Annotated in this window: 12 protein-coding genes; 6 read left to right on the plus strand and 6 right to left on the minus strand. The window is 48.9% G+C overall.

Annotation, left to right across the window (positions count from 1 at the left end):
* Position 1 precedes the first annotated feature (1 nt).
* The 3 genes from XMD579_RS00290 (at position 2) to XMD579_RS00300 (ending at position 5,386) form a co-directional block, all read left to right on the plus strand.
* Entirely contained in the window at positions 2 to 1,222 is a 1,221-nt protein-coding gene (locus XMD579_RS00290) for an ABC transporter permease (protein WP_371731409.1), read from the plus strand.
* On the plus strand, positions 1,209 to 2,405 hold the full coding sequence (locus XMD579_RS00295; protein ID WP_173480672.1) for an ABC transporter permease: 1,197 nt from the start codon (positions 1,209 to 1,211) through the stop codon (positions 2,403 to 2,405). Before XMD579_RS00290 ends, XMD579_RS00295 begins: the two co-directional genes overlap by 14 nt.
* A gap of 125 nt (positions 2,406 to 2,530) precedes the next feature.
* Entirely contained in the window at positions 2,531 to 5,386 is a 2,856-nt protein-coding gene (locus tag XMD579_RS00300; RefSeq protein WP_173505619.1) for a valine--tRNA ligase, read from the plus strand.
* A gap of 49 nt (positions 5,387 to 5,435) precedes the next feature.
* Here the strand turns inward: XMD579_RS00300 and XMD579_RS00305 are convergent, their stop codons facing one another.
* The 4 genes from XMD579_RS00305 to pdxH all read right to left on the minus strand — a co-directional run bounded on the left by XMD579_RS00305 (position 5,436) and on the right by pdxH (position 7,480).
* The gene (locus tag XMD579_RS00305; protein WP_173505620.1) at positions 5,436 to 6,047 is read right to left on the minus strand and encodes a YigZ family protein; all 612 of its coding nucleotides are present in this window, start codon (positions 6,045 to 6,047) and stop codon (positions 5,436 to 5,438) included.
* Positions 6,048 to 6,102: 55 nt separating this feature from the next.
* Positions 6,103 to 6,234, minus strand: coding sequence for a hypothetical protein (locus tag XMD579_RS11405; RefSeq protein WP_256423100.1), 132 nt, complete (start codon positions 6,232 to 6,234; stop codon positions 6,103 to 6,105).
* 136 nt (positions 6,235 to 6,370) lie between these two features.
* Entirely contained in the window at positions 6,371 to 6,832 is a 462-nt protein-coding gene (locus tag XMD579_RS00310; RefSeq protein WP_173480669.1) for a peptidylprolyl isomerase, read from the minus strand.
* Positions 6,833 to 6,844: 12 nt separating this feature from the next.
* Positions 6,845 to 7,480 (minus strand): pyridoxamine 5'-phosphate oxidase, encoded by a 636-nt coding sequence (pdxH, locus tag XMD579_RS00315; protein ID WP_173483552.1) that lies wholly within the window; start codon positions 7,478 to 7,480, stop codon positions 6,845 to 6,847.
* Positions 7,481 to 7,565: 85 nt separating this feature from the next.
* Between pdxH and XMD579_RS00320 the strand changes: the two genes are divergently transcribed.
* Entirely contained in the window at positions 7,566 to 8,258 is a 693-nt protein-coding gene (locus XMD579_RS00320; protein WP_173505621.1) for a hypothetical protein, read from the plus strand.
* On the opposite strand, the gene XMD579_RS00325 is transcribed toward XMD579_RS00320, so the two are convergent.
* On the minus strand, positions 8,255 to 9,235 hold the full coding sequence (locus XMD579_RS00325) for a hypothetical protein (protein ID WP_173480666.1): 981 nt from the start codon (positions 9,233 to 9,235) through the stop codon (positions 8,255 to 8,257). The two genes, XMD579_RS00320 and XMD579_RS00325, sit on opposite strands and share 4 nt — an antisense overlap.
* Entirely contained in the window at positions 9,235 to 10,080 is an 846-nt protein-coding gene (locus tag XMD579_RS00330) for an alpha/beta fold hydrolase (RefSeq protein WP_173480665.1), read from the minus strand. The genes XMD579_RS00325 and XMD579_RS00330 overlap by 1 nt, the downstream gene beginning before the upstream one ends.
* Before the next feature lie 139 nt (positions 10,081 to 10,219).
* On the opposite strand from XMD579_RS00330, the gene XMD579_RS00335 reads away from it, so the two are divergent.
* Entirely contained in the window at positions 10,220 to 11,455 is a 1,236-nt protein-coding gene (locus XMD579_RS00335; protein ID WP_173480664.1) for a biotin/lipoyl-binding protein, read from the plus strand.
* On the plus strand, positions 11,452 to 14,595 hold the full coding sequence (locus XMD579_RS00340) for an efflux RND transporter permease subunit (RefSeq protein ID WP_173480663.1): 3,144 nt from the start codon (positions 11,452 to 11,454) through the stop codon (positions 14,593 to 14,595). Before XMD579_RS00335 ends, XMD579_RS00340 begins: the two co-directional genes overlap by 4 nt.
* The last annotated feature ends 27 nt before the right edge of the window (positions 14,596 to 14,622 follow it).

Here is a 14,622-nt window from a genome sequence, read left to right on the forward strand (position 1 = left end):
CGTGCTCTTGATTGATCATCTTCGGTACAGCCTAGCGACCTACTCTCGGCAGGCATTTAAAGCGTTGATGATACTTCTATCGGTAAGCATCGGAGTCATGTCCGTTGTTCTATTAACCGGTCTTTCGGAGGGAGCAAGACAGTTTGTCTATCAGGAGTTCTCTCTGCTAGGGAAAGAGGTATTAATCGTTCTTCCAGGGCGCAAAGAGACGGAAGGCGGCATCCCTCCAGTGACTGGGGAGGGAACTCGCGACTTAACCCTTGATGATGCAAAGGCTATCCATAAACTGCCACAAGTGAATGAAATCGTTCCGATTATTGCAGGTATTACCGAGGCTCATAGCAACGGTTTAAATCGGGAGATCATCGTACTTGGGACCAACCAAAGCCTACTTACTATCTTTGGAATACCCGTAAAAACCGGAACCAATTTGACGCAAAGGGATGTTGATACGGCAGCGTCAGTCACCCTACTAGGTAGCACGCTTGCTCAGGAGATTTTCCCTAATGGAAACGCTTTAGGTGGGTGGGTCAAATTTTCTGATCGACGCTACCGGGTCATTGGTATTATCGAGCCCAGCGGCATCAACTTTGGTACCAACATGAATGAGACTGCCCTCATTCCTGTCACCTCTTCTCAAACCCTTTTTAACGCTCCCGGACTCTTCAGGATGCTAATCAAACTACAATCAGATCAACAGATTGAAGAGAGTCAGCAGCTTATAGAGCAGCTGATAATGGAGCGACATCAAGGTGAAAGAGACATCACTATCGTGACTCAAAACTCTCTACTTAACACCTTCAGTGACCTATTGAACAAGCTCACCCTGGTCGTCATCGCGATTGCTAGCATCAGTTTATTAGTGGCTGGCATATTGATCATGAACATCACTCTGATCAGTGTCTCACAACGGGTTCCAGAAATTGGGTTACTCAAAGCACTTGGCGCCTCACATAACACCGTCACTTCCATTTTCCTCTTGGACTCCATTTTAGTAGCCACAACCGGAGCCATAATCGGTGTTAGTCTAGGCATAGCTTCGCTGTATGCCATTCATCTGACTTGGCCAAGCTTTCCTTTTGCTATCCCTTATATGGCAACACTGGCCGCTCTTTTAGTATCACTCACGGTCTCTCTGATTTTTACCTGGCTACCCGCCAAAAAGGCTGCAACGGTCGATCCCGTTGCCGCATTGCGAGGTGAGATGAATGCCTATCGCTGATCTCATCAAACTGGCAGCGGGGACACTGACCGTCGATATTAGAAAGAGCTTTTTGACCGCCTTAGGCATTACAGTCGGTATCTTTATGGTGACATTGATCACCAGCTTAGGCAGTGGCCTGCAAAACTATATGCTCAATAGCTTCTCTCAATTTGGCACCCGAATCATCGCTATTACACCGGGACGTACACAGACGGGGGGCGTCGGTGGCCTCATCGCCAATACTCGCCCGCTCACGCTAGACGACGCCCAATCACTTAAAACCTTATCGGGTATCCGACAGGTAGTGCCCGTTATTCAGGGTAGCGGAGCGATTGAGTATCAATATCGCGTCCGTCATGTGGATATTCTTGGCGTCAGTTACAGCATGCCTGACGCCTGGAATTTCACCATTCAGAAGGGGCATTTCTTACCTGACAGCCGGGGGCGAACCCCTCTACCCTACGCAGTTCTTGGTGCAAAAGTAGCCAGTGAACTGTTCGGTAACCAGCCAATACTTGGGCAATTTATCAGGGTTGGTGGCGAGCGCTATCGGGTGTTAGGTGTACTCGAATCTAAGGGACAAATGTTGGGTTTTGACCTCGATGATATTGTCTATATCGACACCCAGAGAGCACTCACCCTATTCAACAGAGATGGCGTGATGGAGATTGACGTCACGTTTTCAGCCAACAGCAAAACGGATCAACTGATGCAATCAATTAAGGAGCACCTGAGCCTGCGCCACAACGCAGAGGATTTCACACTGACCTCCCAAGATCAGATGCTCTCTACGCTCAATAAGATTTTAGACGTATTAAAAATTGCACTGATAGGGTTAGCGGCCATTTCCCTACTGGTCGGGTCAATCGGCATTCTAACCATTATGTCGACACTGGTTGATGAGAGACGCAGCGAGATCGGACTGCTACGTGCTTTAGGCGCCAGTAAAAAAACAGTTGCATCGCTCTTTCTGACCGAAGCGATTATGTTCTCAATCATCGGCGGAATCGGAGGTATTTTGACTGCTTATGCTGCAATTTACGGCTTTAGGCAGCTCCTCCCAGGCTTACCTCTTGAACCGAATATTCTTTTCTTAGTTATTTCACTGCTGATTGCAGCAGCAACAGGACTACTCAGTGGCTTAATACCCGCCCTGAAAGCCGCCAAAATCGAACCTATAGAAGCGTTGCAGAGCGAATAAAGAACCGCTCAACCACTGTCTATAAGGGCTCTCAAAGGGTATACTCCCACCCTTTAAATTTTTTCCAAAAGTAGAGAGGAGCTATCCTCTGCTACCGAACTTGAAAACAGAGACTACAGCACCTCATGGATAAGACGTATCAACCGCAAGCAATCGAGCAAAAGTGGTACCAAGACTGGGAAGAGAAAGGCTTTTTCGCACCTTCAGGTGAAGGTGATGCCTACTCAATCATGATCCCACCGCCAAATGTCACGGGCAGCTTGCATATGGGTCACGCCTTCCAGCACACCCTAATGGATACTTTAATTCGATACCGTCGAATGCAGGGCCGCAACACGCTCTGGCAGGTTGGTACAGACCATGCAGGAATCGCCACTCAGATGGTAGTTGAGCGCAAACTAGCTGCTGAGACCGGCGAGAGTCGTTACGATCTTGGTCGCGATGCGTTCATTGAAAAAGTCTGGGAGTGGAAAGGCGAATCGGGTGGCACCATTACCCGCCAAATGCGTCGTCTAGGTAACTCTGTCGATTGGCCAACCGAACGTTTCACTATGGACTCTGGTTTTTACCATGCCGTTCAAGAGGTCTTTGTACGCCTTTACGACGACGGCTTAATCTATCGTGGTAAGCGCCTCGTTAACTGGGATCCTAAACTTCACACAGCAATCTCCGACCTTGAGGTGGAGAACCGCGAAGTGACTGGCAAAATGTGGTACATCCGTTACCCACTTGCTGATGGTGTGACAACCAAAGAGGGTAAAGATTACATTGTCGTGGGTACCACGCGTCCAGAGACACTGCTGGGTGACACTGGTGTCGCAGTCAACCCTGAAGATGAACGCTACGATGACCTAATCGGTAAAGAGATCCTACTGCCATTAGTCGGTCGTCGCATCCCGATTGTTGCCGATGAACATGCCAGCATGGAAAAAGGGACTGGCTGTGTAAAAATCACACCGGCGCACGATTTCAATGACTACGAAGTGGGTAAGCGTAACAAGCTGCCAATGATCAACGTTCTGACCCTTAACGCAGATATTCGTGATGAGGCTCAAACCTTTAACTTCGATGGCAGTGTTAACAAAGAGATCGATCCATCGCTACCTGAGAAATATCGTGGCATGGAACGTTTTGCTGCACGCCGTGCCATCGTTGCTGAACTGGAAGAGCTCGACCTTCTCGTGAAGATCGAAGAGAATGCGATGACCATTCCTTACGGTGACCGTGGCGGTGTGGTGATTGAACCGATGCTAACCGATCAGTGGTTCTGTGATGCTAAGACACTGGCTAAGCCAGCGATCAAAGCAGTTGAAGATGGCGACATTAAATTTGTCCCTAAGCAGTACGAAAACATGTACTTTGCTTGGATGCGTGACATTCAAGACTGGTGTATCTCACGTCAGCTGTGGTGGGGTCACCGAATTCCTGCATTCTATGATGCTCAGGGTAACGTCTACGTTGCGAATTCAGCTGAAGCTGCGCGTGAAAAATATAACCTGGCGGCCGATGTAGAGCTCCACCAAGATGATGACGTACTAGACACCTGGTTCAGCTCGGCACTGTGGACCTTTGGTACTCTTGGCTGGCCGGAAAACACGGAACGTTTGAAAACCTTCCACCCTACCGACACCCTTGTAACCGGTTTTGACATTATCTTCTTCTGGGTTGCTCGCATGATCATGATGACCATGCACTTCATGAAAGATGAAAACGGCAAACCTCAAGTGCCATTTAAAAACGTCTATGTGACAGGTCTTATCCGCGATGAGAGCGGCGATAAGATGTCGAAATCGAAAGGTAACGTGCTTGACCCTCTCGATATGATCGATGGCATCTCACTTGAAGATCTGTTGGAAAAACGTACCGGCAACATGATGCAACCTCAGCTAGCCGAGAAAATCGGCAAACGTACTGAGAAACAGTTCCCTGAGGGCATTACGGCGCACGGTACTGATGCATTGCGCTTTACACTAGCAGCACTCGCTTCAACGGGTCGTGATATCAACTGGGATATGAAGCGACTAGAGGGTTACCGTAACTTCTGTAACAAACTCTGGAATGCTGCCCGCTATGTCATGATGAACACCGAAGGTGAAGATTGCGGCAACAATCAAGAGCCAGTGGAACTCTCACTGGCTGACCGCTGGATTATCAGCCAGTTACAACGCACGGAAGCGACCGTCACCAAACAGCTAGACGAGTACCGCTTTGACCTTGCTGCACAGACACTCTACGACTTTATTTGGAACCAGTACTGTGACTGGTACCTAGAACTGTCAAAACCTGTTCTATGGGATGAGCAAGCGTCTGAAGCGGCTAAACGTGGCACACGTCGTACACTGGTTCGCGTTCTTGAGACGATCCTCCGTTTAAGCCACCCTATCATGCCATTCATTACTGAAGAGATCTGGCAGACGATCAAAGGTCTGGCTGGCGTTGAGGGTGAGACACTGATGCTTAAGGAGTTCCCTGTTGCATCAGAAGAGAAGATTGACGAGCAAGCAGAAGCCGACATCGAGTGGCTTAAGGGGGTGATCACAGCGGTTCGAAACATTCGTGGTGAGATGAAAATTGCACCATCACAGGATCTTGAACTTCTGTTATCTAACTGCAGCAGTGAAGACACTCGTCGTTTAGCTGAGAACCAAACATTCTTGATGAAACTAGCCAAATTGAGCAGCATCACGACCCTAAACGAAGGTGATGATAAACCTCTTGCCGCGACTCAGCTGGTTGGCGCAATGGAACTGTTGGTTCCTATGGCGGATCTGATCGATAAAGAGGCTGAAATGGCCCGCCTTCAGAAAGAGATTGATCGCCTACAAGTTGAGATTGACCGCGTTGATAAGAAACTGTCTAACGAGAAGTTTGTTGCCAACGCACCTGAAGCTGTTGTGACTAAAGAGCGCGCTAAGGCTGATGATGCAGCACGCTCTAAAGTTCAACTAGAGAAACAGTTAGAGTCGATTAGAAACCTTTAAGCGACGTCGATAGTTCAAAAGGGGCTCAATCTAAGATTGCGCCCCTTTTTTATGCATCTAGCGTTAGCGCCACACCTCTATACTCCAGAGCCAAAATCGCAACTTTGAAGGTCTCTACTTGAGCCAATTCAACTAACAGTGTTTTATCTACTATCTCTGTGTAGCTAGCCGATAGCTCTTCAGCCGCTACGGCAGCGATGACCTGTTGAATGTCAGCCTCTAGCTCGTAAGGATATCGGATCTGGCACTCAATCTTAGGAGCACATTCAATGGTCGGCAGATGTTCTGAGAGCTCACTAACCGAGGCACCATAGGCTCTAATTAACCCACCGGCTCCCAGTTTAGTGCCACCAAAGTAACGTGTCACGACGACACCGATGTCTCCCAAATTTTTATGCATGAGGATATTAAGCATCGGCTTACCCGCTGTACCACTGGGTTCGCCGTCATCACTGGAGCCAGCGGCCTTAGGTGCCTGAGGTGCGCCTAAAATATAGGCCAAACAGTGGTGGCTGGCTTTAGGGTGCAGACGCTGCATCTCTGATTGCAGCTGATAGAGTGCATCAGTGGAACTAAGAGGGATTGCGGTCGCTATGAAACGACTTTTTTTGACTTCGATCTCATACTCAAATCGATCGACTGGGGAGAAGTAAGCAGCCATAAGCCTCCTTAAAGAAGAGGCTTAGACTACTGACATGAAGAGGAATGTAAAGTGATTACTTTTTCTGATCTTCGTTCATCAGTTTCTTCACTTTGAAGAAACCCCAAGTCATTACACCTGCCATTGCAGCCACACCTAGAAGGCTTGGCCAAACTGTTTCAAAAGTGTATGCATCAATACCGAACATTTCGTTACTCCTAGTTATCAAGTTTTAATAACTGTAACTCGAAGGCGGCAACAATATATTGATATAACTCAAGCTTGCAGGGCAGACTCAAGAACATTCGGATTTAACAGGGTCTGTTTTATAGCCAATAGCAATATTACTCGGCTAACTCGGCTAGCTCCTCTTCAGTGGCCATGCGGACATCAATCACCTCAACATCAAAGTTTAAATCCTGCCCTGCAAATGGGTGGTTAAGATCAACCTTCACCTCGCGGATATCGATCTCTGCAACTCGACCCAAGCGCGGCTCGCCATCTTCATCCTCTAGCTGAACCAACATCCCTTTTTGCAAACCTGGCATATCAGCAAAGGCCTCACGAGGAAGTACATCGAACAGCTCCTCATCACGTTCGCCATAGCCGCGACCCGCTTCTACAAGAACCTGAAAATGATCACCAGCCGATCGCCCGTCTAGCGCCTGCTCAAGACCCGGCACCAGCATCTTGTAACCATGGACGTAGGTGAGCGGTTCATCATTTCTCGAACCATCTTTTACCTCACTCTCATCACTTACAATGGCGTAGTGAAAGGTGACGTAAGCATCTTTACAAATATTCATTATCCAAAATCCTTAAGGTTGCAGGCGGGTAACGACCCAACCTGTGTCTGATGGTTCAAAACGAAAACGGTCGTGCAGGCGACTTTCACGCCCTTGCCAAAACTCAAAACGGGTCGGTACAAGTCGATAACCGCCCCAGTTATCGGGACACGGAACCTCAGTCATATCTGACAGCTGATTGACCGCTTGTTCAAGCACAGCTCGAGATTCGACTGGCTGACTTTGATGAGACACAGCAGCACTTCTCTGGCTACCCACTGGGCGAGAGTGGAAGTAGGTTTCACTCTCAATGCGATCGATCTTTTCAACCTGTCCGCGAACGCGAACTTGACGCTCTAACATCGGCCAGTAGAAAAGAAGTTCTGCTTGCGGATTGGCCGCTAACTGCTCCCCTTTCTCACTCGAATAGTTAGTAAACCAGGTAAACCCTTCTGAACTAAACTCTTTTAACAGAACAATACGCGCACTGGGCATCCCCGACTGATCAGAGGTCGCCAGAGTCATAGAGGTAGCATCTTTAGGATCCACAGCCAATGCATCCTGCATCCATGCATCAAACTGCTGAATCGGATCTCTGACTAAATTATCTTCATGAAGACCTGCCACGAGGTATTCACGACGCACATCACTTAATTGGGTTGTCGACATCGAAACTCCTATCATTCAGATTTTCGAGCGTTATACTCTTATCTAAGTATATTATTACCGGTATCTGATCAGGATCCCAGCTCAAATGGCTAGAACTGCACAAATAGTGACGCTCATCATGGCACTCGCTCTTAGCGGCTGTGTCGGTGTTCAAAACAAAGAGCTTCGCCTGCAGAATCTCGCCAAGTCTGAAGTCGATATGATCGTCGATCAACACATTAAGACGATCAACGCGATGAGTCGTGAACTCACCATCAAACTCTACAAACGCAACCCACGCGAACTCAAAAAAGCGGCCGCTGGTACGACCGTTGAGATGCGCCTGAAGCAGCTTTTAAGTTACCCCAGACCCATCAGTCATCCAGAACTCAATCACCTATACGGAGTTGATGCGCTCAAACTGGCTTTTGATGAGGAGTATCAAGGGGACCGAGTCTTCGCTCTAATGGTCGCTATCACAGGTATGGTTCACGCCTCATACAACTACCGTGAAGAGTTCTTTATGCTCAACGAGATCGATTCACAAAAACTGTATAACTCGGCACGTAATTTAGAGAAGATCGCTTGGCAACTGCACAACTTCAAAACATCAAGTGGCGAACTGTTCATTCTGACTGACAGCATGAATGAGGGAGTGATTAACCTCAGCTACGAGCGACTCTTCGGGAAGATGATTGCCACTCAGGATATGCTCGCTGAGATTGTTGCGCAGACGACAGATCGAACCATCAATCGAATTGTTCTAAGTGTTGCTACAGCTCCATTTCTGCCTATTTAAGGTAGTATAATCTTCTCGATCTTGTGGTTAGCATTCAGCGCTAACGTAATGTCCGCTCGTGTTGGAATCTCATCGAGCATCCAGCGCGTCAATCGCTCATAGTGAGCAATAAAGCGTGTAATCTCAGTGCCATCCATAATCCGCAATGGGTCTGCAGGTGCTATCTCGTCATACAGCAATGAGGCTCGATCTTTGAGTTTCTGCTCTTGGACCGTACGCCAATCGTACACCGCCTGCATGTTGGGCACTTTGAGCATGACGAGCATATCTAAGAAGCTGAACAGCTCTTGATAAGAGGTTGCCAGCTGTTGATTGACATAGTGTCGCCAGACACCCTCAGGGTCTTCGAGGGTCTCTAACTCATTAATAGGTGAAGCGAGCGACTCTTCAGGCTCGGCAATACCACCGACACACCAACCATCAAAAATAATGACATCCGCAGAACCATGCCACTCTTGCCACATCTGTTCTGGTACACGCTCATCGGTCGATTTATCAAAAATTGGGATCCGAGTAAGGTCGTCTGGCCCCGCGTGCTTGAGTCGATTTAATAGTTCTATACCCAAATCAACATCATGGGTACCAGGCACTCCACGTGTCTTTAAAAGAGGGTGAACGGACTGTGCCAACGCGTCCCTCTCAGCACGCGTCAGATAGAGATCATCGATTGAAAACCCCGTTACTTTCAATCCAAAACCCTCGGTGAGAATCACCTCTAGGAGGTTATAAAGTGTCGCTTTTCCTGCCCCTTGTGCACCATTAATTCCGACAATTAAAGGGGAACCCGGCGTTAGTCGATCCAATATAGAACAAGCAACGGGCACGTAGATCTGCTCAAACAGCTCATTCAAACCTAGATCGACATCTAAAGATTCGACGGTCGGCGCAAATGCTCGAGTGACCGCATCAAGCGCCTTTGCTCTCATCTCTGGGGAACCAGGCAACCTATGTTTAGGCCAGGTCACTATGCTGCCCATTAGGCATCACTCCTTTTAAGAAACACTGTAATTGCTTGGACCTCAAAGGGCGTCATTAGAGGCGGCGCGTGTCCAAGACCCTGCAACTGCAACAACTCCAAATCGGGCTTGTGTTCAAGCATTGCATCCACAATCTCTTGCGTCAGCAAGTCAGATGCGGTGCCGTGAATCAGCATCTGCGGGCACTCTATCGTTTGCCATAATGGCATAAGATCAATGTCTTCGTTAGAACCCAAGCGAACGTTAATGGCAATCGCTGGGTCATAGTGAAGATGCAGGCCATCATCAGCCTGTCGCGAACCATATTGAGCCACTCGTTGCCATTGCATTTCGGTTAAATCGCGAAAACTGGGGTAAGTGCATTTGATGTGATTAATAAGCGCCTGTTGATCAGTAAACAGAGGATCTTTAACGTAGGCTGCAATGCGCTGCAGAGACGCTTTGGGTATGTGACAACCCACGTCATTCAGAACAAGTTTTTCAATGTTGGCTATCTTCAGGCTAGCAGCAGCCATTGCCAGAATCCCGCCAAGGGAGGTTCCTACCCAATGGACAGGCCGGTTATCTACAGCGTTCAACACCGCACTGATAGCCGGCAGATAGCTCTCTGGACTGTACTGCTCAGGTTGTTTCAACCAATCACTCTGACCACGTCCAGGCAGATCAATAGCAATACAAAGAAAATCATCCCCTAGCGCTTCGATCAACTCATCAAAATCACGACTACGGCCTAACAATCCGTGAACACAAAACAACACTTTTTTTGCCAAAGGAGAACCACTCTGCCAATAAGCGACACGATAGTCGTCACCGTCCAAATGATAAGTAGTCGATTTTAATTCCATGAACTCTCAAACGCTGGGTAAAGTTTTGTAAAATCTTGCCTGATCTCATTGAAACGGTCCAGTTTCGCTGTGCGAACGTAGATCTCAAGCTGTATACTAACTGACACTTTAATTTAACTTCGTAGGGAGAAAAGCCTCCGTGAAACGGTTACTGAAATGGCTTCTACCAATCATCATTCTTGGCATCGCTATTGCTGGATTCATCTCGTTAAAATCAAGCAAACCCAAAATGCCACCCAAACCGATCACGGAACGATCTTGGAGCGTCAATGCAATTGCCGCGTCACCTCAATCGATCGCGCCAGAGATTGAGCTCTATGCTGAAGTTGAAAACCCCCGCCAGGTGGTTCTGCGCGCCTCCATTGCTGCCGATGTTCAATCGGTTGAAGTGCGCGAAGGTGCAACAATTAAACAGGGCGATCTACTGATTCAACTCGACACCCGAGACATCGATCTTCAAATCGCTCAACAGCGTGCCCAAATCGATGCTCTAAAAGCACAACTGTCGGCAGAACTGCTTCGTTTTGAAACCGATAAAAAAGCATTGGCGATTGAAGAAGAGATGCTAGTGATTGCGCAACGCTCTCAACAGCGCCAGCTTAACCTGTCGGGTAAAAAACTCGCCAGCCAAGAGCAGCTCGACACCGCTGAGATGAACACCCAACAGCGCCAATTGAGCCTTGTATCTCGCAAGCAGTCTTTAGCGGACCACCCCAACCGCGTTGCGCAACTCAAAGCATCGATTGCCCAGTCACAGGCTCAGTTAGATAAATCGCTGCTTGATCGCGAACGCGCTTTCGTGAAAGCACCTTTCGATGGTCGTGCAACCAAAATTTCAATTGCCGTCGGTGACCGCCTAAGAGCCAATGATGCGCTTGCCTCTGTCTACCCAAATTCAGATCTTGAAGTTCGTGCTCAACTACCTAGCCGTGCACTAGCACTTATCAAGAGCCAATCGTCACTCGCTGACCTTGAGGCGGTCGCAAAGATTGATGGTCAGCAGTTCGAACTTGAACTTGATCGTCTCAGTGCCGAAGTTGCGACTGGATCGACCGGTGTGGATGGCCTGTTCCGTTTTGTCGATTCAGACTACCTTCCCGAGCCTGGTCGCACCATCAGCGTTGCACTGACGCTACCAGAGCTGAATGATGTCATCGCACTGCCGCCAGTGGCGCTTTACGGCACGGATCGCATCTATCGTATCACCGACTCTCGACTCGAAGCGGTTACAGTCAACCATCTAGGTTATCGAACTAACTCAGATGAGAAGCGTGAGATTTTGATCAAGAGCGATCAGCTCAACGCCGGTGATAAGATCATTACAACCCAGCTACCCAACGCGGTCAGCGGCATGTTGGTTGAGGTGAAACAGTGAGTCAGGCAACCGGTCTTAAAGGGTTTGTCAGCCTATTTACGACCCACCGGGTTGCGGCAAACCTGTTAATGATATTGATGTTAGCGGCCGGTCTATTGGGCCTTAACCGTCTTAACATCCAGTTCTTTCCAACCTTTGAGCTCGATATTATCAACATAACCGTTCCCTGGAGCGGTGCCAGTGCTGAGGATGTACAAACCTCTATCGTGGTTCCTGTAGAGGAGGAGCTTCGTGCGCTTGAGGGGATCAAAAAGCTCTCGGCCATTTCACGTGATGGCAGTGCCGTTTTTCGTCTAGAGATTGAAGACGGTACCGATGTAGATTACACCCTGTCAGAGGCAAAGCAGAAGATGGATGGCGCACGTTCAGCACTGCCTTCTGATGCCGAAGATGCTGTTGTACAGCTGCTGACACGATACGACAACATTGCTGATCTGATCGTCACCAGTGATCGTGCCTCACTTGAAGAGCTAAGAACTCTGGCGCGTACCTACGAGCAGCAACTTCTACAGCGCGGCATTCGTAAAATCGATTTCACCGGCATGCCAGAGCAAGAGATTGCTATCCAGTTCAGTCCAGACAACCTTAATCAACTAGGCCTCACGCTTAGCGATATTTCGGGATTAATTCGCCAACGCTCAGTTGACCTACCTGCGGGCGTTGCAGCACAGGATGATGGCGCTCGAAGAATTCGCAGTTTAGGCCAACAGCGCGATGTTACCGGCTTTGAAGAACTACCGTTGATCACTGCAGGCCAAGGCAAACTGGTTCGCCTTGGCGATATCGCGTTGATCGAGCAGCGCGACAAAGAGGATCAAGTACGCCTCTACCATGAAGGCAACCCAGCGATTGTTCTGAGCCTGAAACGAACAGAATCAGAGAACAGTTTAACGACCGCCAATCTGTTTAACACTTGGCTGGAAGAGACCCGCCCCACTCTGCCAGAAGGCGTTGAACTACTGACCTACAATGAGCAGTGGACACTGATCAAAGACCGTATCGACCTTCTTATCGAAAACGGTGCTAGCGGCTTAGTTCTAGTTGTCTTGATTCTATTCCTCTTCCTAAACGGCCGTGTCGCCTTCTGGGTAACTATTGGTATTCCAACCTCATTCATGGCGACCCTAGCGGTGCTCTACCTAGTAGGCGGCTCGATCAATATGATTTCGCTGTTTGCACTGATCATGGCACTGGGCATCATTGTCGATGATGCGATTGTCGTTGGTGAAGATACCCTCGCACATGCTCAGATGGGAGAGAGCTCTCGACGTGCCGCAGTTGGTGGCGCGCTTCGCATGCTCGCTCCTGTGACCGCCTCATCGATGACCACCATCGCGGCCTTTCTGCCACTGATGATGATCGGCGGTATCATTGGCAACATTCTGTTTGATATCCCGCTGGTGATCATCTGCGTCATCATCGCATCGCTGGTTGAGAGCTTTTTGGTGTTGCCAGGCCACCTCCACCACTCATTAGCACGAGGGGATGCAGCACACCCATCGAAAATCCGAATCAAGCTGGATAATGGGTTTAACTACTTCCGAGACCGCATCTTCAGACGCTTCGTTGAAACGGCAATCAACTATCGTTGGGCATCCATTGCAACCGGTGTCGGTGTACTGATCTTTGCTGTTGGCTTGCTTGTCGGTGGTCGAATTCAATTCACCTTTTTCCCAAGTACCGACCAAGACACCTTCTCGATCAACACTCAGTTTGTCTCTGGCACCAGTGGTGATCAGGTCAGTGAGTTTCTCTTCTACATCGAAGATCAACTTCACAAAACAGATGAAGAGTTGGGTGGCGGCATTCTTAAGTTCGCACTTATTCGCCAAAACATCTCCCAACCATCACGTAATGCGTCGCCTAAACGCGGGGATATCTATGGTTCAATTCAGGTTGAGCTAACCCCAGGGGACAACCGAGAGGTCTCGACCAAAGCGTTTACACGAGCACTGCGCAAAAACATTGAGCAACCTGCCGGCCTAGAGCGCTTATCGATCGATGTCGATCGAGGCGGTCCTCCAGGCAAACCAGTTGAAGTTCAACTCACGGGAAGCAATATCAACCTGTTGAAACAAGCCTCACTTGAGCTCCAAGAGAAGCTGAAGGTTTATAACGGGCTCAGTAATATCGATGATGACCTCCCGTTTGGTACTTCTCAGCTAATCTACACCCTGACTCCGGCTGGTGAAGCGGCAGGTTTAAGACTCGAGCAGGTTGGACGTCAGTTAAGAGCTGCCTTTGATGGCCAAGAGGTACAGAGCTACTTTGAGGGCCGTGATGAGATCAGCGTGCGCGTTCAGATGCTCGATGAGCAGAAAAATCAGCTGAGCTCGCTCAGTCAGCTACCGATCGTGTTACCGGATGGTCGAGTGACACCGGTATCCAACGTCGTCAACTTCACCGCACGTCAGGGTTTCGATTCACTGCAGCGTATCGATGGTCTTCTGTCGATCAACGTATCGGCTGACCTTGATGAGAGCGCCAACAATGCCAATGAGATCATCGCTGACCTGCAGCAGAAGGTAATGCCTGAGATCCTCGGTAAGTATGGAGTTGACGCGAGCTTTGAGGGTAAAAACCGTGATCAACGCGAAACCCTTGGTGATATGAAAACCGGCCTAGTCATTGCACTGGTGCTGATCTACGTGATTCTGGCTTGGGTCTTTGGTTCCTACAGCTGGCCAATCACGATCATGCTGACCATTCCGCTTGGATTGACCGGCGCACTATTGGGACACTGGGTATTAGGACTGGATCTGACCATCCTGTCACTGTTTGGCTTCTTCGGTCTTTCCGGAATCGTGATCAATGACTCAATCGTCTTGGTGACGTTCTACAAGAAGTTACGTGAACAGGGTATGGCGATTAAAGAGGCGGCTATTGAAGCCTCCTGCCAGCGCCTACGTGCCGTGCTGCTAACATCGCTAACAACCATTGGCGGCCTGACACCCATCCTATTTGAAACCTCCATTCAAGCTCAGTTCTTGATCCCAATGGCGGCTGCCATCGTATTTGGATTAGGTTATGGCACTCTGTTGATCCTGGTTGTGGTTCCATCCCTGCTGACACTGATCGAAGGGGGTCGGGAGAAGCTAGGAATGAAACCGATCAGCTCTTACTCGGTCGATACACCTTAAAGCAAATTACGACCTGTGTTCTAAGGC

The sequence above is a fragment of the Marinobacterium sp. xm-d-579 genome (assembly GCF_013282935.1).
Taxonomy (GTDB): domain Bacteria; phylum Pseudomonadota; class Gammaproteobacteria; order Pseudomonadales; family Balneatricaceae; genus Marinobacterium_E.

Excerpts from the sequence above, each read along its gene's own strand:
- XMD579_RS00310 (WP_173480669.1), bottom strand. The coding sequence starts at position 6,832 with ATGAATATTTGTAAAGATGCTTACGTCACCTTTCACTACGCCATTGTA.
- XMD579_RS00325 (WP_173480666.1), bottom strand. The coding sequence starts at position 9,235 with ATGGGCAGCATAGTGACCTGGCCTAAACATAGGTTGCCTGGTTCCCCA.
- XMD579_RS00320 (WP_173505621.1), top strand. The coding sequence starts at position 7,566 with ATGGCTAGAACTGCACAAATAGTGACGCTCATCATGGCACTCGCTCTT.
- XMD579_RS00305 (WP_173505620.1), bottom strand. The coding sequence starts at position 6,047 with ATGGCTGCTTACTTCTCCCCAGTCGATCGATTTGAGTATGAGATCGAA.
- XMD579_RS00295 (WP_173480672.1), top strand. The coding sequence starts at position 1,209 with ATGCCTATCGCTGATCTCATCAAACTGGCAGCGGGGACACTGACCGTC.
- pdxH (WP_173483552.1), bottom strand. The coding sequence starts at position 7,480 with ATGTCGACAACCCAATTAAGTGATGTGCGTCGTGAATACCTCGTGGCA.
- XMD579_RS11405 (WP_256423100.1), bottom strand. The coding sequence starts at position 6,234 with ATGTTCGGTATTGATGCATACACTTTTGAAACAGTTTGGCCAAGCCTT.
- XMD579_RS00300 (WP_173505619.1), top strand. The coding sequence starts at position 2,531 with ATGGATAAGACGTATCAACCGCAAGCAATCGAGCAAAAGTGGTACCAA.
- XMD579_RS00330 (WP_173480665.1), bottom strand. The coding sequence starts at position 10,080 with ATGGAATTAAAATCGACTACTTATCATTTGGACGGTGACGACTATCGT.